16 protein-coding genes are annotated in these 17,720 nt (G+C 73.4%); 7 read left to right on the top strand and 9 right to left on the bottom strand.

Annotated elements, in window-relative coordinates; all coding sequences use genetic code 11:
- Nucleotides 1–340: 340 nt before the first annotated feature.
- The gene (locus tag ACFY8U_RS00960; protein WP_389566082.1) at nt 341–2,131 is read right to left on the bottom strand and encodes an ABC transporter ATP-binding protein; all 1,791 of its coding nucleotides are present in this window, start codon (nt 2,129–2,131) and stop codon (nt 341–343) included.
- A gap of 80 nt (nt 2,132–2,211) precedes the next feature.
- On the bottom strand, nt 2,212–3,909 hold the full coding sequence (locus tag ACFY8U_RS00955; protein WP_389563929.1) for an ABC transporter ATP-binding protein: 1,698 nt from the start codon (nt 3,907–3,909) through the stop codon (nt 2,212–2,214).
- Between the two features lie 261 nt (nt 3,910–4,170).
- Between ACFY8U_RS00955 and ACFY8U_RS00950 the strand changes: the two genes are divergently transcribed.
- The 7 genes from ACFY8U_RS00950 (at nt 4,171) to ACFY8U_RS00920 (ending at nt 10,457) form a co-directional block, all read left to right on the top strand.
- Nucleotides 4,171–5,247 carry a FecCD family ABC transporter permease gene (locus ACFY8U_RS00950; RefSeq protein WP_389563927.1) on the top strand — a complete coding sequence of 359 codons (1,077 nt, stop codon included), beginning with the start codon at nt 4,171–4,173 and terminating at the stop codon, nt 5,245–5,247.
- 26 nt (nt 5,248–5,273) lie between these two features.
- Nucleotides 5,274–6,359, top strand: a complete 1,086-nt coding sequence (locus ACFY8U_RS00945; protein WP_389563925.1) for a FecCD family ABC transporter permease — start codon at nt 5,274–5,276, stop codon at nt 6,357–6,359.
- A complete protein-coding gene (locus ACFY8U_RS00940; protein WP_389563922.1) occupies nt 6,356–7,234 on the top strand; it encodes an ABC transporter ATP-binding protein in 879 nt (292 codons plus the stop codon). Before ACFY8U_RS00945 ends, ACFY8U_RS00940 begins: the two co-directional genes overlap by 4 nt.
- A gap of 15 nt (nt 7,235–7,249) precedes the next feature.
- Entirely contained in the window at nt 7,250–8,830 is a 1,581-nt protein-coding gene (locus ACFY8U_RS00935; protein WP_389566079.1) for an amidohydrolase, read from the top strand.
- The gene (locus ACFY8U_RS00930; protein ID WP_361763961.1) at nt 8,827–9,054 is read left to right on the top strand and encodes a hypothetical protein; all 228 of its coding nucleotides are present in this window, start codon (nt 8,827–8,829) and stop codon (nt 9,052–9,054) included. The genes ACFY8U_RS00935 and ACFY8U_RS00930 overlap by 4 nt, the downstream gene beginning before the upstream one ends.
- Nucleotides 9,048–9,770, top strand: a complete 723-nt coding sequence (locus tag ACFY8U_RS00925) for a 4'-phosphopantetheinyl transferase family protein (protein WP_389563919.1) — start codon at nt 9,048–9,050, stop codon at nt 9,768–9,770. The genes ACFY8U_RS00930 and ACFY8U_RS00925 overlap by 7 nt, the downstream gene beginning before the upstream one ends.
- 153 nt (nt 9,771–9,923) lie before the next feature.
- The gene (locus ACFY8U_RS00920) at nt 9,924–10,457 is read left to right on the top strand and encodes a GNAT family N-acetyltransferase (RefSeq protein WP_389563917.1); all 534 of its coding nucleotides are present in this window, start codon (nt 9,924–9,926) and stop codon (nt 10,455–10,457) included.
- Between the two features lie 85 nt (nt 10,458–10,542).
- Here ACFY8U_RS00920 and ACFY8U_RS00915 read toward each other — a convergent pair whose 3' ends face one another.
- The 7 genes from ACFY8U_RS00915 to sigJ all read right to left on the bottom strand — a co-directional run bounded on the left by ACFY8U_RS00915 (nt 10,543) and on the right by sigJ (nt 17,633).
- Nucleotides 10,543–11,733, bottom strand: coding sequence for an acetylornithine transaminase (locus ACFY8U_RS00915; RefSeq protein WP_389563915.1), 1,191 nt, complete (start codon nt 11,731–11,733; stop codon nt 10,543–10,545).
- The gene (gene argB / locus ACFY8U_RS00910; RefSeq protein ID WP_389566076.1) at nt 11,730–12,632 is read right to left on the bottom strand and encodes an acetylglutamate kinase; all 903 of its coding nucleotides are present in this window, start codon (nt 12,630–12,632) and stop codon (nt 11,730–11,732) included. Before argB ends, ACFY8U_RS00915 begins: the two co-directional genes overlap by 4 nt.
- Nucleotides 12,633–12,751: 119 nt before the next feature.
- A complete protein-coding gene (gene argJ / locus ACFY8U_RS00905; RefSeq protein ID WP_389563912.1) occupies nt 12,752–13,903 on the bottom strand; it encodes a bifunctional glutamate N-acetyltransferase/amino-acid acetyltransferase ArgJ in 1,152 nt (383 codons plus the stop codon).
- Entirely contained in the window at nt 13,900–14,931 is a 1,032-nt protein-coding gene (argC, locus tag ACFY8U_RS00900; protein ID WP_389563910.1) for an N-acetyl-gamma-glutamyl-phosphate reductase, read from the bottom strand. Before argC ends, argJ begins: the two co-directional genes overlap by 4 nt.
- A 77-nt stretch (nt 14,932–15,008) precedes the next feature.
- On the bottom strand, nt 15,009–15,677 hold the full coding sequence (locus tag ACFY8U_RS00895) for an isochorismatase family protein (protein WP_389563908.1): 669 nt from the start codon (nt 15,675–15,677) through the stop codon (nt 15,009–15,011).
- Between the two features lie 127 nt (nt 15,678–15,804).
- Nucleotides 15,805–16,530, bottom strand: coding sequence for a DUF2470 domain-containing protein (locus ACFY8U_RS00890; RefSeq protein ID WP_389563905.1), 726 nt, complete (start codon nt 16,528–16,530; stop codon nt 15,805–15,807).
- 167 nt (nt 16,531–16,697) lie between these two features.
- Nucleotides 16,698–17,633 carry an RNA polymerase sigma factor SigJ gene (gene sigJ, locus ACFY8U_RS00885; protein WP_389563903.1) on the bottom strand — a complete coding sequence of 312 codons (936 nt, stop codon included), beginning with the start codon at nt 17,631–17,633 and terminating at the stop codon, nt 16,698–16,700.
- Between the last annotated feature and the right edge of the window lie 87 nt (nt 17,634–17,720).

Raw genomic sequence — 17,720 nt, 5'->3', positions numbered from 1 at the left:
CACGGCCCCCGGCGACGCCGGCGCCTCACGGACACGGGCGTGCACAGGCTCCGCAGGGCCACCGGCCCGGCTGCCGCTCGCGCTTCGCGGGTAAGGCCACGGCCCTGCGTGGCCACGGGCGGGACGGCGCCTGCGTCTCGCGTGTGCGGCCGCGCGGCCCGTGCCCGGCCGGCGTCGGCGCCTCACGGGCGCGGGCCCGCGTGCCACCGGCCCGGCTGACGCTCGCGCTTCGCCGGTTCGGCGGCGCCGGATCGGCGGCCCCGGGGCCCGTTTGCGGTGACGAAAAGGCTCCCGCCCCGGAAACCGGGGCGGGAGCCTTTTCGGGCGACGCGCGGCAGCGTTACGCCGGGACCGCCGGCTCGCGGCGGCTGTCGGACCAGGCCGACCAGAGTTCGGCGTACCGGCCGCCCGCCGCGACGAGTTCCTCGTGCGTGCCGGTCTCCACGACGCGGCCCTGGTCCAGGACGACGACACGGTCCGCGGTCGCCGCCTGGGGGAGGCGGTGGGCCACCATCAGGCCCGTACGGCCCTCCAGGGCGCGCAGCGCGGCCGACTCGAGGACGCGGGCTCCCGCGCTTCCGGCGTCGGCGGTGGCCTCGTCGAGGATCGCGACGGGCGGGTCGGTGAGGACCAGCCGGGCCAGGGCCAGGTGCTGGGCCTGGGTCACCGTGAGGCGGTGACCGCCCTCGCCCACGACCGTGGCCAGCCCCTCCGGCAGCCCGTCGACCCACTCCAGCGCGTCGACATGGGCCAGCGCGGCGCGCAGCTCCTCGTCCGTCGCCCCGGGGCGCGCGAGCCGCAGGTCCTCGGAGAGCGGTCCGGCGAAGACGTGGACCTCCTGGCTGATCAGGGTGACCGCCCGCCGGACCCCGGCCGGGCCCAGCTCCCGGGAGTCCACGCCGCCGAGCGAGATCGCTCCGGTCGACGGGTCGTGCACGCCCGCGATCAACTTCGCCAGCGTCGTCTTGCCCGCGCCGCTCGCGCCGACCAGAGCCACGCGTTCGCCGTCCCGGACCTCCAGGTCCACCGCGGTGAGGACCGGATGGCCGTCCACGTACGCGTGGCCGAGGTTCGTCACCTTGACCGAGCCGTCCACCGGTACGGCGGCCCGCTCGTCGGTCTCCCGCTCGGCCGGGAGGCTCGACACGCCGACCAGGCGGGCGAGGCCGGCCCCCGCGGACTGGGCGTCGTCGATGAGGAAGAGCGCGGCGTTGATGGGGTTGAACAGGCCGTGGAAGTAGAGCGCCGCCGCCGTCGCCGTACCGATGCTCACCGAGCCGCTGTCGACCAGGAAGAAGCCGGTGAGGAGGATGGACGTCATGCCGATGAACTCGGCGATGTTGAGCCGGGAGAAGAAGCCCGAGACCAGGCGCATTCCGCGCGCAGCCAGGTCGACCGCCGTCTGGGACCGCTGCTCCAGGAGTTCGGCGTGCCGGTCGTTGAGCCGGAACGCGCGTACGGTACGGACGCCGCCGATGCTGTCGAGCAACTGGTGCTGCAGGGCGCCGGTCGCCACCCGGTGCTCGCCGTAGATGCTCGCTGCGCGCGGGATGTACCAGCGCACCGTGAGGACATGGACCGGGACGGCCACCAGCACGGCGAGAAGGAAGCGCCAGTCGAGGACGGTGAGACCCACCAGCGTCAGGATGATGGTGAGGAAGGCGCCGGCGAACTCGGGAAGGGCCTGCCGCACCGCCCTCGCGATCAGTGTGACGTCCCCCGTCACCCGCGCGGTGAGGTCGCCCGACCCGGCCTGCTCGACCCGTTCGAGCGGCAGCCGCAGCGCCCGCGCGATGAACCGTTCCCGCAGGTCCGCCAGGACCGTCTCGCCGAGCCTGGCCACGAGGGACTTGCCGATCGCGGTCGCGACACCCCGGGCGACGGCGACCGCGAGGAGGAGCACCATCGGCACGGTCAGCGCGGACGCGCCGCTCTTGTCCACGACCAGGTCCACGATCCGGCCGAGCAGGGGCGCGGTGAGCAGCCCGATGGCCGTGCCCACGACCAGGACGGTCACCGAGCCCACCGCGAGGAGCCGGTGACGGCGCAGCAGCTCGCGGACGACGGCGAGGGTCTGGGCGCCGGTGGCGGTGGGCAGGAGCTCGCGTTCGGGTGTGCCGGGTCCGCTCATCGTCCGTCCTTCGTCCTGCGGGTCTCGGTCGTGCGCGTCGCGGCCCTGCGGGTCCTGCGCGTCTCGGTCCTGCGTGGCCGTCATGCGAGCACCGCCGTGCGGTACGTCTCGTGGGCGGCGACCAGCTCCGGGTGGCTGCCCTCGGCGGCCACCCGGCCGTCGTCGAGCATGACCACCACGTCCGTCCCGGCGAGCAGCGCGGGGCTCGTGGTGACCAGGACCGTGGTGCGGCCGCGGCGCAGGTCCCGCAGGCGGCCGGCGATGCGGGCCTCGGTGACGGTGTCCACGGCCGTGGTCGGGTCGTGGACGACGAGGACCGGCGGGTCGGCGGCCAGGGCCCGGGCGAGCGCGACCCGCTGGCGCTGGCCGCCGGAGAGCGACTTGCCGCGCTCGGTGAGGACGGTGTCCACACCGTCGGGCAGGGCCTCGGCGACGTCGTCCGCGGCCGAGGCGGCGAGCGCCGGGCCCACGTCCCCGCCGTCGGGCCCCGCCCCGGCCCGTACGTTGGCGAGGAGGCTGTCCTCGAACAGGTCGGCGTCGTGGTGGGCGACCAGGATCGCGCGGCGGGCGTCGTCGGGGCCGAGGTCCCTCAGCGGTACGCCGTCGAGCTCGACGCTCCCTTCGGCGGGGTCGAGTTCGCGGCCCAGGCAGAGCAGCAGGTCGTTCGCGGCGGCCGCGTCACGGGCGACCACACCGACGAGGCTGCCGGGCGCGATGTCGAGGTCGACACCGCGCAGCGCGCCCTGGGTGACCCCCCGGAGGCGCAGCCGCCCGGTGACCGGGTCGGGCAGCGTGGCCGTGCCCGCCGGGACGGCGGGAGGCGAGGCGAGGACCTCGGCGATCCGCTCGGCGGAAGCCCGGCCCTGGGCGAACTCGCCGTTGACGTAGGTGAGGAGCTGGAAGGGGCCGAGGAGGTACTGGGCGAGGCCGACGGCCGCCACCAGTTCCCCGACGCTGATCGTGCCGCTCATCGCGAGATGCGCGCCGACGAGTCCGATGACCGCGATGAAGATGCCCGTCAGGGCGAGGATCGCGCCGTCGTGCCACGCGCGGCTCGTCGCGGCCCGCAGGGCGGAGGCCAGCGAGCTGCGGCTCGTCTCCCGGTACCGGGAGACCGCCGCCGCCTCGGCCCCGATGCCCTTCAGCACGCGCAGACCGGCGACCAGGTCCGCGGCGACCCCGGACGCGTGGGCGGCGTGCTCCTGCTCCGCCTCGCTGCGCCGCTCGAGCGGGCGGCTGATGACATGGCCGAGCCAGAGCAGCGGCGGGACCCCGAGGAGGACCAGCAGGCCGAGCGGTACGGAGATACGGAGCAGCGCCACCGCGCTGATCGCGAGTCCGGCGACGGCGGACAGGGTGTACGGGAGTGCGGCGGCGACCGAGCCGACGCGCTTGGCGTCACCGGTCGCGACGGCGGTCAACGCGCCGGGCAGCCGCCCGCTGTCGGCGCCGCCACGCGGGTCGAGCACCCGGGCGGCGAGGTCCTGCCGGATCCGGTGCGCGGCAGACTCGCCCGCGCCCTCGGCGAGCCGCGCCGAGTTCCGGTAGCAGGTGGACAGAACGAGGAAGAGGCCGGCGAGCACCAGCAGCCACCGCAGGAGTGCGCCGGAGGAACCGGTCGCCACCGCCTCGTCGATGACCAGACCGACGACGACCGGGACGAGAGCCTCGCACGCCTGATGCGCCATGCCGAGGAGCGAGGCTCCGGTGACACGGCGCCGTTGATCGGCGAGTGCTCTACGGAGGACGAAGCCTCCCGTTGGTCCTCCAGCGGGCATGCGACGCCTCCACAGAAACAGAGCTCGATAGTTAGGTAAGGCTACCTTAAACATCGCTGCTGCCAAGGGTGCCGGGGGCTCTCGCGGCGGCCGTGCGTGCGGCTGAAGTGGCGTGCGATGCCGCCACGTTGACCAGTTCGCGGCGTACGGTTAGGCTCACCTAAGTTCGATCGGTGGGGTGCCATGCCGTCTGCCCACCACCGTGCTCCACGCTTCGCGCCGCCCGCGGGGCGCTCGATTCCGCCGCCAGGGGAGTGGTCGTTGTCCGTCGAAACCCGGGCGGCGCCCGGAAGCGAGACCGTGGGACCCGCCGAACCCGGCGTGCCCACGGCACGTCCGGCCACGGTGGCGCTGCGGAGCCTCGGGCTCCTCGTGGCGCTCGGCGCACTGGTCCTCATCTCGCTGCTCAGTGTCTGGGTCGGCACCCGCGGGATCCCGTTCGCCGCGACCTGGGACCTCCTCTGGACACCTGACGGCTCGGAAGCCGCCGTCATCATCCACGATTACCGGATCCCCCGGACCCTCCTCGGCCTTCTCGTCGGCGTGGCCCTCGGACTCTCCGGCGCCCTGATGCAGGCGCTGACCCGTAACCCGCTCGCCGACCCCGGACTCCTCGGCGTGAACCTGGGTGCCTCCGCCGGCGTCGTCGTGGCCATCGCCTTCCTGGGTGTCGCCGCGCCGCTCGGATACCTGTGGTTCGCCCTCGCCGGCGCCGCCGCCGCGTCGGTGGGTGTCTACCTCCTCGGCTCCTCGGGGCGGAAGCTGGCAACTCCCGACCGGCTCGTCGTCGCGGGAGCGGCGGTCACCGCCGTGCTGTACGCCTTCAACTGGGCCGTCCTGCTCTTCGACCCGGAGGCGTTCGACCAGTTCCGCTTCTGGACCGTGGGATCCCTCGCGGGCCGCTACTACGACATCGTGCTGCTCGTCCTGCCGTTCGTCGTCGTCGGGCTGATCGTCGCCTTCCTGCTGGCCCCGTCCCTCAACGCCCTGGCCATGGGCGACCAGATGGGCCGCTCCCTCGGCGTCCACGTCGGCCGCACCCGCGTGCTCGCGGCGGTCGCCGTGATGCTGCTCTGCGGGGCGGCCACCGCCGCCGCCGGGCCGATCAGCTTCGTCGGCCTGGCCGTTCCGCACATCGCCCGGTTCATCGTGGGGGCCGACCAGCGCTGGGTGTTCGCGTACTCGATGGTGCTCGCCCCGGTCCTGCTCATCGGCTCGGACGTCATCGGCCGGGTGCTCGGCGCGCCGGGCGAGGTGCAGGTCGGCATCGTCACCGCCTTCATCGGGGCCCCGTTGTTCATCGCTCTGTGCCGTCGTCGAAAGCTGGTCATGCTGTGAGCGCCGTAGGGGAGTCGCCAGGCTCCGTGCCCCGAACCACGAAGAACGACGTCCCCACGGCCCCCGCCGCCCCCCGTGTCATCAGCGGCAGGGTCGTCCGAACGGGCGGTCTCTCGCTGCGCGTTCAGGGCCGTGCCGTGGCCGTCACCGCCCTGCTGGTCGTCCTGCTGGTCGTCGTCATGGGCATCACGCTGACCACCGGCGACTTCCCGCTCACCGTCGGCGAGGTCGTCGGCGCCCTGACCGGAAACGGCTCCGGAGCCGCCGACTTCGTCGTCAACACCCTGCGCATGCCGCGCATCCTGACCGCGGTCTTCGTCGGTGCCGCCCTCGCGGTCAGCGGCGCGATCCTGCAGAGCCTGACGCGCAACTCCCTCGGCAGCCCCGACATCATCGGCTTCACCAACGGCTCGGCCGTGGGCGCGCTCGTCGTCATCATCGTGCTGCACGGCAGCATGACCCAGATCGCGCTCGGCGCGCTCGTCGGCGGCCTCGCCACCGCCCTCGCCGTCCATCTCCTCCTGATCGGCCGCGGGCTGCAGGGCTTCCGGCTGGTCGTCATCGGCATCGGCGTCAGCGCCCTGCTGCTCGCCGCCAACTCGTACCTGATCACCCGGGCGACCTTCCAGGAGGCCCAGGAGGCCCAGGCCTGGCTGATCGGCAGCCTGGGGAACCGGCTGTGGATGCACGCCAACGCCATCGGCATCGCCGTCGCCGTCCTGCTGCCGCCGGCGTTCCTCCTCACCCGCCGCCTCGCCATGGTCGAGATGGGCGACATCACGGCCATGGCCCTCGGCGTCAACGTGGCGCGGACCCGCACGATCCTCCTCGTCATCAGCGTCGCCCTCGCCGCGTTCGCCACCGCCGTGACCGGCCCCATCTGGTTCATCGCCCTGGCCGCGCCCCAGGTGGTCCGCAGACTCACCGGGTCCTCCGCGCCCGCGCTGCTGTCGTCCGCCCTGATGGGCGCCCTCCTGCTCGCCCTGAGCGACCTCGTCGTGCAACGGGTCTTCGCGCCCGCGCTCCTCCCCGTGGGCACGGCGACCGGCGCCATCGGCGGGCTCTACCTCATCTGGCTGCTGATCACCGAGTCGCGAAAGAGCCGCGCATGACTGGAACCCACTCCCCGCAGCCCCGGCTGCGCGCCGAGGACCTGACGCTCTCCTACGACCAGCGGACGGTCGCGTCGTCGCTGAGCGTGGACATCCCCGACCGCTCCTTCACGGTCATCATCGGACCGAACGCCTGCGGCAAGTCGACGCTGCTCACGGCGCTCGCGCGGATGCTCAGGCCCAAGGCCGGCCAGGTCTACCTCGACGGCGCGGCCATCTCCTCGTACCGCTCCCGTGAGGTCGCCCGGCGGCTCGGTCTGCTCCCGCAGTCCTCCAGCGCACCCGGCGGCATCACGGTCGGCGACCTCGTGGCCCGCGGCCGGTACCCGCACCAGCGACTGCTGAAGCAGTGGTCCGCCGAGGACGAGACGGCTGTCGTCGAGGCGATGCGCCAGACCGGCGTACTGGAACTCGCCGACCGTCCCGTGGACGACCTCTCCGGCGGTCAGCGGCAGCGCGTCTGGCTGTCCATGGTGCTTGCCCAGCAGACGTCCATCCTGCTGCTCGACGAGCCGACCACCTTCCTCGACATCGCCCACCAGGTCGAGGTGCTCGACCTGTGCGCCGAGCTGCACGCCCGCAAGGGCCACACCGTCGTGGCGGTCCTGCACGACCTCAACCAGGCGTGCCGGTACGCCACGCACCTCATCGTGATGCGGCCCGGCGGCGTCATCGCGGCCCAGGGCGACCCTGGCACCGTCATGACCGCCGAACTCGTCGAGGACGTGTTCGGCCTGCCCTGCCGGATCATCGACGACCCGGAGACCGGGACCCCGCTGATGGTCCCGGCCGCGCCCCGGCGGTTCGCCCCGGAGACCGGAGCGGCCCCCGCACCGGACACGGCCGGCGCCGCCGTACTCGCCGAAACCTCTTAGGACGGACAGCGCATGATGCTCTGCACGAGGCTGACGAACGCGCGCATCCTCACCCTGGACCCCGACCACCCCGTCGCCCACGACCTGGGCATCTGGCAGGGCAGGATCGTGGGCCTGGACGAGGCCGTGACCTCCCTGCCGGCCCGCGAGGTCGTCGACCTCCAGGGCGCCACCGTCCTGCCCGGCTTCATCGACAGCCACGTCCACCTGTCGTGGACCGGCCTCAGGGCGAGCTCCCCGAGCATCACGGGCCTCGATCGCGTCGAGGACGTGCTCGGCGTCGTGGCGGACGCCGTCTCCCGCAGGGGCACCCCCGGCGCGTGGGTCAGCATCGGCGGGTACGACCAGCGGACCCTCGGGCGACACCTGACGGCCGCGGAACTCGACCGCGTCAGCCAGGGCCACCGGGTGTTCGTGATGCACGACTCCGGTCACGCCTGCGTGGTCAACAGCGCCGTGCTCGACCTGCTCCCGCCCGAGGTCCCGCACGACGACGGGGTCCTCGTGGAGAGCGCCATGGGTGCCGTACGCAGGCTCCGCCTGCCGTACGCGCAGGAGGAGCTCGCCGACGCCATCGAGTACGCGGGACGCGTCTGCCTCGCCGAAGGCGTCACCGCCTGCGCCGAGGCCGGGATCGGCGGCGGACTGCTCGGCCACAGCCCCGTCGAGCTCGGCGCCTACCAACTCCTGCGCGACCAGGGGCGCCTGCCCCTGCGGGTCCAGCTCATGCCGGGCGGCGACACGCTGCGGCCGCAGGGCGCGCACGAGCGCGACGGCATCCCGCGCGGGCTCGACCTCGGCCTGCGCACGGGGTTCGGCGACGACTGGCTGTCCGTCGGCGCCCTCAAGATCTACACCGACGGCGGCATGATGGCCCGGACGGCCGCCCTCACGGCCCCGTACGAGGGCATGGGCCACACCGGCCAGCTCCAGGACGACCCCGAACGCCTCACCTCGCTCATCGTCGACGGCCATCTCGCCGGATGGCAGCTCGCCGTCCACGCCATCGGCGACCGGGCCGCCGACCTCGCCCTGGACGCGCTGGAGCAGGCACAGGAGCTGCGGCCCCGCACCGATGCCCGCCACCGCATCGAGCACGCCGGGCTCATCCGGCCCGATCAGCTCCCGCGCTTCGCCCGGCTCGGACTCAGCGCCGTCGTCCAGCCCAATTTCCTGCGCTACTTCGGCGACGACTACGCGGCCGTCATGGGCCCCGAGCGCGCGCCCTGGATGTACCGCGGCCGGGGCTTCCTCGACCACGGGGTGACGCTCGTCGGCAGCTCCGACCGGCCCGTCACCGACGGATCGCCGCTGCGGGCCATCCAGTTCATGGTGGAACGCGCCTCCGTGTCGGGGCAGCTCGTCGGCCCCGACGAGGCGATCACGGTCGACGAGGCGCTGCGGTCCTACACCGTCGCCGGTGCCTACGCCTGCCGATGGGAGGACAGCGCCGGCACGCTCAGCCCCGGCAAGCGCGCCGACCTCGTCGTCCTCGGCGACGACCCGCACCTCGTCGACCCCTCGCGGATCGGCGACATCGAGGTCGTCGCCACCTTCGTGGACGGACGAGAGGCGACGGAGGGACGGAAGCTGTGAGCGGGCCGACCGACCCCCTGGCAGGGCACTCCGTCCTGTGGCAGGCTCCCGCCGCCCCGCCCCGCTGGGTCGTCTGGCACGTGCGGGAGGACGAAGTCATGGTGTTCGACCGGGAGTTGAACATCCCGGTCGACGTGGACGACACGGCTCTGCCGGAGGTCGTCCGCCGTATGCGGGAGGCCGGGGCGCCGGAGAGCGACGACTACCCGGGCCGGCCGTGCTGACCGGGACGACCCCGGCCCGCCTGGGCGAGGACCCGCTGCCGGGGCCCTGGCGCACCGGACAGGGGCCGCGACTGTGGATCGTGCCCGTGAGCGCGTACGGGCCGAGGGCGGACGAGCTGCGCGAGCTGCTCGACGACGACGAACGCACCCGCCTCCAGGGCTTCGTACGGGCCGCCGACCGTGCCCGCTACCGGGTGGCGCACGTCGCTCTGCGGCAGCTGCTCGGCGCGTACCTGGAGCGCGACCCGGCGCAGCTGCGCTTCGTCCGCGAGACGTGCCCCGGGTGCGGTGGCCCGCACGGCCGCCCGGCCGTGGCCCCGGCCCTGCTGCACGTACCGCTCCACTTCTCGCTCTCGCACTCCGGCGACGTGGTCCTGCTGGGCTTCGCGGACACTGCGGTGGGCGTGGACGTCGAAGCGGTGCCGACCACGCAGGCCGCCGCCGAAGTGGCCGGGGCGCTCCACCGCACCGAGCGCGCCGAGCTGGCGGCGCTGCCGGAGCCGGCCCGCGCCGCCGCCACGGGACGCTGCTGGGCCCGTAAGGAGGCGTACCTCAAGGGGGTCGGCATCGGCCTCGGTGAGGATCCGTCCGTCACCTTCGTGGGGACGGGGAGGGTCCCGGCCGCTGTTCCCGGCTGGTCGCTGAGCGACGTGCCGGTGCCTCCGGGATACGCGGCGGCGTGCGCGACCCGGATGCCCGAAGGGCAGGACGGCTGACGCGAGCCCCTCAGGCAGGGGCTCTCGTGCGGCTCCGGGCACGTCGACTTGGCCATCAACTTAGCCAAGGCTACCCTTAGTTGAACCGTTTCACCGGGTTGGGCCGCGATCCCACCGCCCCGTCACACACGGTGGAACCGAGGAAGGAAAGCCTTGACCACGGCCACGCCGCGCCAGGCCACGCTGTCGCCTCGCGTACTCGACTCTCCCGGCCTCCCCCCGGTCTCCCTGCGGCCCGCGCGGCCCGAGGACGCCGCCGCGCTCGCCGAACTCTCCCGGCCGTTCGTCCGCGCGGGAGCGCTCCGAGAACGCCCGCTCTCCCTGTACGCCCGACAAGCCGCCGACTTCCTCGTCGCGGAGACCCCCGGGGGCACTGTGGACGGCTGCATCGGGCTCGCCGCCCACGCCGCCGACGCGTCGGCCGGCCGGCCCGCCGCGGGAGTCCTCTACAACTTCTGTGTCGCCGGGAGGCGACAAGGGTGCGGCATGGGAGCCCGGCTGCTGAACGCCGCACTGGCGCGCGCCCGGAGCCGGTCCCTGCGGAGCCTGTTCACGGCGACGACCGGCGAAGGCCATCTCTTCCTCCGGCACGGCTTCGCACCGGCCAGCGCGAGCCTCGCACCGGCGGCCTGGGCGCAGTCCCTCGACCCCCGCCGCAACGCACTGATCCTGGCCCGCGCCCTCTAGCTCCACGGGCGAGCAGCGCGAAGGGCGGGCCCGAGAGCCGGTACGGCTCCGGGCCCGCCCTTCGTGAAAGGCCGCGCGGTGCGGGTCAGGCGGCGTCGAGGATCGCCGGGAGCGCCTTCACCAGGTGGTCGACCTGATGTTCCGTCACCGTCAGAGGCGGGGCGAGACGGACGATGCCCGGCGCCGCCGCGTTGACGAGGAACCCGGCGTCCTGAGCCGTCCGTTGGACGGACGCGGCCACCGGTTCGGCGAGGACGACACCCAGGAGGAGGCCCGCGCCCCGCACCTCGGCGACCCGGGGATGCGCCGCCGCCGCGATGCCGTGGCGCAGCCGCTCACCCACCCGTACGACATGGGAGAGCAGCCCCTCGGCCTCGATGGCGTCCAGCACGGCCAGGCCGGCCGCGCACGCCACCGGGTTGCCTCCGAAGGTGGAGCCGTGCTGGCCGGGCTCGAGCAGCTCGGCGGCCGGACCGAAGGCCACGGTCGCGCCGATCGGAAGCCCGCCGCCCAGCCCCTTGGCGAGCGTGATCACGTCCGGGTCCACCCCCTCGGCCGACTGGTGCGCGAACCAGCGGCCGGTGCGGCCGATCCCGGTCTGCACCTCGTCGAGGACGAGCAGGCTCCCGGTCGCCCGGGTGATCTCGCGGGCGGCCCGCAGATATCCGTCCGGCGCCGGAACGACACCGGCCTCACCCTGGATCGGTTCGAGTACGACCGCCGCGGTGTCCTCCGACACGGCCGCGCGCAGTGCCTCGACGTCCCCGAACGGCACATGCGTCACATCGCCGGGCAGCGGCAGGAAGGGGGCCCGCTTCGCCGGCTGACCCGTCAGGGCCAGCGCCCCCAGCGTGCGCCCGTGGAACCCTCCCTGCGCGGCGACGAGGTGCGGACGCCCCGTCCGCCGGGCGATCTTGAAGGCGGCCTCGACCGCCTCCGTACCGGAGTTGGCGAAGAACACCCGGCCGCCCTCCCGCCCGCCCAGCAGAGAGAGCAGTCGTTCGGCCAGCGCCACGGGCGGCTCGGAGACGTACAAATTCGAGACGTGCGCCAGCCGGCCGATCTGGGCGGTGACGGCCGAGACGACGGCGGGGTGGGCGTGGCCGAGTGTGGTGACCGCGATCCCGCCGGTGAAGTCCGTGTACGCGCGCCCCGACTCGTCCCAGACGGTGCTGCCCTCGCCCCGGACGAGCGCGAGCGGCGGTGTGCCGTACGTGTCCATCATGACCGCGCTCCATCGGTGCGCGAGGGGTGCGGCGCCGTCGTCGGCGGTCACGTCCGGTCCTCCATGGTTCTCTCGTTCTCGTGGACCTCCTCGGCCGCTTCGGGCTCCTCGGCATCGGGATGCCGGTCGGGGACGATCGTCGTACCCGGCCCCTCCTCGGCGAAGACACCGCGCAGCAGGGCGTGCGGCACCCGGCCGTCCAGCACATGGGCCTGACGGACACCCTCACGTACCGCCCGCAGACAGCCCTCCATCTTCGGGAGCATCCCGCTCGTGAGCACCGGCAGCAGGGCGTCCAGTTCACCGGCCGTGAGCCGGGAGATCACCTCGGTGCTGCGCGGCCAGTCCGCGTACAGCCCCTCGACATCGGTCAGCACGACCAGCCGTTCGGCCCCGAGCGCCACCGCCAGCGCCGACGCCGCGAGATCGGCGTTGACGTTGTAGATCTCCCCGTCCGCACCCCGCGCGACGGGGGACACGACCGGGATACGGCCCTCGTCGAGCAGCATCCGTACCGTCCCGGGATCCACGGCGACGACCTCACCGACGAGGCCGATGTCCACCGGGCGTCCGTCCACCCATGCCGGGCGTCGCACCGCCGTCATCGTGTGCGCGTCCTCGCCCGACATGCCCACCGCGAACGGCCCGTGGGCGTTGAGGGCGCCGACGAGATCCCGCTGGACCTGGCCCGTCAGCACCATGCGGACCACCTCCATCGTCTCCGGCGTCGTGACGCGTAAACCCGCCTCGAAGCGGGTCTCCAGATCGAGGCGGTCGAGCATCGCGCTGATCTGCGGTCCGCCGCCGTGCACGACGACCGGGCGCAGCCCGGCGTGCCACAGCTCCACGACGTCCTGGGCGAACGTCCGGTGCAGCGCCGGATCCACCATGGCGTTGCCGCCGAACTTGACGACCACCGTGCGGCCCTGGAGCTCCTCGAGCCACGGCATCTCGGCGACGTTCAGGCCGGTGGTCGTCCCGTCGTCGGCCCTCCGGCCCGCGGTCCGGCCGGCGGTCGCGTCGACGCGCTCGGGAGAGAGCGATCTCATCCGTGTGGTCCCCTGCCCCTTCATGAGCTGTACGCGCTGTTCTCGTGGACGTACTCGGCGGTGAGGTCGTTGGTCCAGAGCACCGCGGAGGAGTCCCCGGCGCTCAGATCCACCGTGATCGTGATCCGGCGGCCCGACAGGTCGACCTTGTCCCTGGCCTCGCCCGCCGCGCCGTTCCGGCACACCCAGACGTCGTTGATCGCCACGTCCAGCCGGTCGGGGTCGAAGACCGCCGAGGTGGTGCCGATCGCGGACAGCACCCGGCCCCAGTTCGGGTCCTCCCCGTGCAGCGCGCACTTGAGGAGGTTGTTCCGTGCCACGGACCGCCCGACCTCGACGGCGTCCTCCTCCGAGGCCGCGCCGACGACCGTCACCTCGATCTCCTTGGACGCGCCCTCCGCGTCCGCCACCAGCTGCCCGGCCAGGTCGAGGCAGACCGCGTGCACGGCCTCGGCGAAGTCCGCGGGATCGGGGGCGACTTCCGAGGCGCCCGAGGCGAGCAGCAGCACGGTGTCGTTGGTGGACATGCAGCCGTCGGAGTCCACCCGGTCGAACGTGGTTCGCACCGCCCGGCGGAGCGCCGAGCCGAGCGCGTCCGCGTCGACGTCGGCGTCCGTGGTGAGGACGACCAGCATGGTGGCGAGCCCGGGGGCGAGCATGCCCGCGCCCTTGGCCATGCCGCCCACCGTCCAGCCGTCACCGGACACCACGGCGGTCTTGTGCACCGAGTCCGTGGTCGTGATCGCGACGGCCGCGTCCTCCCCGCCGTCTCCCGTCAGCAGGCCCACGGCGGTGTCGATGCCGACCGTGACCCGCTCCATCGGCAGCCGGACGCCGATGAGACCCGTGGAGCAGACCGCGACCTCGTGCGGGTCCACGTCCAGGGCCCGCGCGGTGCGCTCGGCCATCAGCAGCGCGTCGACCGCGCCCGCCTGTCCCGTACAGGCGTTGGCGCCACCGGAGTTGAGGACGACGGCCGTGAGGCTGCCGTCGGCCAGTGCACGGCGGGACCAGCGTACGGGCGCGGCCTGCACGCGGTTGGAGGTGAAGACGCCGGCGGCGGCGCGTGACGGCCCACGGTTCACCACGAGGGCCAGATCGCGATCACCGGATTCCTTGATGCCGGCGGCCACGCCGCTCGCAAGGAATCCACGGGCAGCGGTCACACTCACGGAGCCACTCCATTCGTGGGCAGGCCCAGCCGCTCCGGCAGGCCGAGGGCGAGATTCATGCACTGCACCGCGGCACCCGCGGTGCCCTTCACCAGGTTGTCGACGGCGCTCACACAGATCAGCCGGCCCGCGTCCGGGTCCACGGCGATCTGCACCTGGACGCTGTTGGATCCGAGGACGGCGGCGGTTGAGGGCCACTGCCCGGGCGGCAGCAGGCGCACGAAGGGCTCGTCGGCGTAGGCGGCTTCGTAGACGGCACGCACCCGGTCCTCCGCGGACGTGTCCGGGCGGAGGCGGGCCGAACAGGTGGCGAGGATGCCGCGGGGCATCGGGGCCAGGGTCGGGGTGAAGGAGACCGTCACATGCTCGCCGGCCACGAGGGAGAGGTTCTGCGTCAGCTCGGGGGTGTGGCGGTGTCCGCCGCCCACTCCGTACGGACTCATGGAGCCCATCACCTCGGCGCCCAGCAGGTGCGGTCTGAGCGCGCGCCCGGCGCCCGACGTACCGCCGGCCGCGACGATCACCGCTTCCGGCTCGACCAGGCGGGCCGCGTACGCGGGGAACAGCGCCAGCGTGACCGCCGTGGGGTAGCACCCCGGCACCGCGATCCGGGTGGCGCCCTTCAACTCCTCGCGTACGCCGGGGAGCTCCGCCAGTCCGTAGGGCCAGGTGCCGGCGTGGGCGGAGCCGTAGAACCGCTCCCAGGCCGCCGGGTCACGGAGCCGGAAGTCCGCTCCGCAGTCCACGATCACCGTCTCGGGGGCGAGCTCCCGCGCGAGGGCGGCCGACTGTCCGTGCGGCAGGGCCAGGAAGACCACGTCGTGGTCGCGCAGGGACTCCGCCGAGGTCTCGTCGAGAACGCGGTCGGCGTACGCGGCCAGCTGCGGCTGTACGGACGAGAGCGGGCGGCCCGCGCTGCTGTGCGCGGTGAGCGAGCCGATCTCCACTCCGGGATGGGCGTCCAGCAGGCGGAGGATCTCTCCGCCCGCGTAGCCGCTGGCACCGGCCACGGCGACCCGTACGGTCATCTTCTTCGTCTCTCCCTGTGCGTGTGGGGGCTGCGGTGACAGAGTCGGCGCCGCAGGTCGCCGTCAGGGGGACCCGGTCACGCGTCCCGGTGAACGGCTGGTGGAACCCTGTTGAGCAGGAGGTCGCGGAGCATGGCCTCGGTCGTGCAGACGACACCGCTGCGGGCGGCCCACCGCAGCGCCATGGCGTGTTCCTCGAGGGAGAAGTCCGCCATGGCGTCGGCGACGACGAAGGGCTGGATGTCGTTCATGAAGGCGTCCGCAGCCGTCAGGAGGACGCCGAGATGGGCGTACACCCCGCAGACGATCAGCTGGTCGCGGCCCTCCGAACGCAGCAGCCTCCCGAGATGGCTGCGGAGGAACGCGTTCTGGCGCACGTTGGGCAGCAGATGCTCGCCCGTGCGCGGAGTGAGCGGCGCGATGATCGCCGCCGCCTCGGGTTCGTCGCCTATCCCGGGGCCCCAGATGTCGGCGACGAGCCCGCGCTGACCGGGCCGCTGGGCGGCCGGCTCGGCGCTGAAGACGACGGGCATGCCGAGGGCCCCGGCGAGTTCGCGCAGGGCCGTGATGTTCTCGACGAGCTCCACCACCGGGCTCTGCCCGGCCGGGAACACCTCCACGAAGTGGTTCTGCATGTCGTGGACCAGGAGCGCGGCGCGGCCGGGATCGATGGACCAGGAGGCGCAGGACCGGGGGAGGGCCGCGCGGTCGGGCAGGGGGTAGGGGCCGACGGTTGGCAGGCCCATGGTGTTCCTCCCCCCGGGTGGCGTGCGTGCGTCAGCGCCGCCACCTCTCGCAGATGGTTTAGCTTAGCCTAACCTAAGTTAAGACGAAGAGGTGGCACAACTGTTCTTCAGATGTGGCGAGTTGACGTCACGACCGGCTCGAAGGGCGACGGTGGTGCGAGCAGGAGGGGGTCGTCAGGAGCCTGCGGACCTGCTCCCCGGCCTCGGCGGCGTCCCGCGCCTCGACGGGGAACGGCATGCGGACGTCGCAGTGGCCTTCGCGGTACTCGCAGCGCAGGGTGATGCCGTACCGGTCGACGGCGAGCGGAAGGGCCCGCACCACGCCGAACGGCAGCCGCGAGCCGACGAGGACGATCAGATCCGCGACCATGTCCGCGTGGGCGTCGGCGAGATGCGTGAGCATCGCCGCCTCCTCCATGGCGATCGGGTCGGGCTGTGCGAGCGCGAACCGGTCGAGGCCGACGTCCTGGGTGCCGGCCGCGGTCCGCAGGGTGACGCGCGCGGGGTCGAGGCGGAGCCCGTCCTCGTCACCCTCCGGCCCGGCCGGGGTCAGCCGGCCCGAGATCGTCACCCTGGCCCGCACTCGGTCGCGCAGGGGCGTCGGCGCGATGTCGGTGAACTCCAGCAGCGCGGCGAGGCTTCCGTGTGGAGCGACGGCGACCTCGGCCTCCAGGGGGCTGTCCGCCTGAGGGGTGAGGGTGATGCGTCCGTTGCGGCCGATCGAGTGCATGCCGATCAGGTCGTAGCACTGCGCGTCCGTGGTGAGGGACAGGGAGACCGCCCGGGCGAGCACGGAGCGGACCAGCTCCGCCGCGGCCTGCTCGTGCGGGGCGGTGTCGGTGGCGGCGTTCAACGGAACTCCTCGCGGGGCGGTGGAAGTCGGGGCGCATCCGGAGCGGACGGCGACCGACTCTGACTAAGGTAAGCCTAACCTAAGTCACCCCTGGGAACGGTGTCCAGCCCCGTGCGTGTCCGGCGATCCGCCGGAACCGCGCGGGGCGGCGCGGGCCTCCCGCCGGATCAGCCCTCTCCGTCGGCGCTCCACGCCCGGAGCTTCTCCGGGTTGCGGACCGCCCAGATACGGGTGACGCGCTCCCCGGCGACGCCGAACGCGGCCACGGTCACGGTGACGCCCGCGTGTTGGGCGACCAGACCGGGACGGCCGTTCACCGTCCGTTCCAGAAGCGTCAGACCGGGCGCCTTGCCGGCGATATGGATGAGGTACTGGGCGATGCGCTCGGCGCCCTCGACCGGGCGGAGCACGGCGCCGACCAAACCGCCGCCGTCCGCGGTCATCGTGGCGCCGGGGTCGAGGAGCTCGACGAGCGCCGCGATGTCCCTCGCCTCCCACGCTTCCTTGAAGTCCCGCACCAGACCGGCCTGCCCGGCCGTCGGCGCCCCTGGGGCCCTCGCGGCGCTGACACGCCGGCGGGCGGACGACGCCAGCTGCCGGCAGGCCGCGGGCGACCGGCCGACGATCGCGGCGACCTCGGCGAAGGGATACCGGAAGACGTCGTGCAGGACGAACGCCACACGCTCGGCGGGCGTCATCGACTCCAGTACGACGAGAAAGGCCATGCTCACCGACTCGTCCAGGGTGATCCGGTCGGCGGGGTCGGCCGGCTCGGCCCGGCCGGCCCCTGCTCGCCCACCGGTCCACTCCGTACGGTCGGGCACGGGCTCGGGTATCCACGCACCGACGTACCGCTCACGCCGGGCCCTCGCGGAGCCGAGCATGTCCAGGCAGACACGGCCGGCCACGGTCGTCAGCCAGGCACCGGGCGACTCGACGGCCTGCTGCTGCGGCCGGGACATCGCGTACCAGCGGGCGTAGGTCTCCTGTACGGCGTCCTCGGCCTCGGCCACCGAACCGAGCAGCCGGTAGGCGAGGTTGATCAGCTGTCGCCGCTCGCCGACGACCGCGCTCAGCTCCGGCTCCGACGGGGTGATGCTCATGTTCGTGACCGCTCCCTCGTGCCCTGGTCCGGTGCCGCTCTCGCCCTCTTCGACGAAACAGCGCACCGGAATGTGAGGCGAGCGCCG

Source organism: Streptomyces sp. NPDC012508, from assembly GCF_042902595.1.
Classification (GTDB): Bacteria; Actinomycetota; Actinomycetes; order Streptomycetales; family Streptomycetaceae; genus Streptomyces.
The sequence above is the reverse complement of the archived record's forward strand: the minus strand, read 5'-3'. Positions and strand labels throughout refer to the sequence as shown.

Excerpts from the sequence above, each read along its gene's own strand:
- ACFY8U_RS00960 (WP_389566082.1), bottom strand. The coding sequence starts at position 2,131 with ATGAGCGGACCCGGCACACCCGAACGCGAGCTCCTGCCCACCGCCACC.
- ACFY8U_RS00955 (WP_389563929.1), bottom strand. The coding sequence starts at position 3,909 with ATGCCCGCTGGAGGACCAACGGGAGGCTTCGTCCTCCGTAGAGCACTC.
- ACFY8U_RS00940 (WP_389563922.1), top strand. The coding sequence starts at position 6,356 with ATGACTGGAACCCACTCCCCGCAGCCCCGGCTGCGCGCCGAGGACCTG.
- ACFY8U_RS00935 (WP_389566079.1), top strand. The coding sequence starts at position 7,250 with ATGCTCTGCACGAGGCTGACGAACGCGCGCATCCTCACCCTGGACCCC.
- argB (WP_389566076.1), bottom strand. The coding sequence starts at position 12,632 with ATGCCGTGGCTCGAGGAGCTCCAGGGCCGCACGGTGGTCGTCAAGTTC.
- argC (WP_389563910.1), bottom strand. The coding sequence starts at position 14,931 with ATGACCGTACGGGTCGCCGTGGCCGGTGCCAGCGGCTACGCGGGCGGA.
- ACFY8U_RS00895 (WP_389563908.1), bottom strand. The coding sequence starts at position 15,677 with ATGGGCCTGCCAACCGTCGGCCCCTACCCCCTGCCCGACCGCGCGGCC.
- sigJ (WP_389563903.1), bottom strand. The coding sequence starts at position 17,633 with ATGAGCATCACCCCGTCGGAGCCGGAGCTGAGCGCGGTCGTCGGCGAG.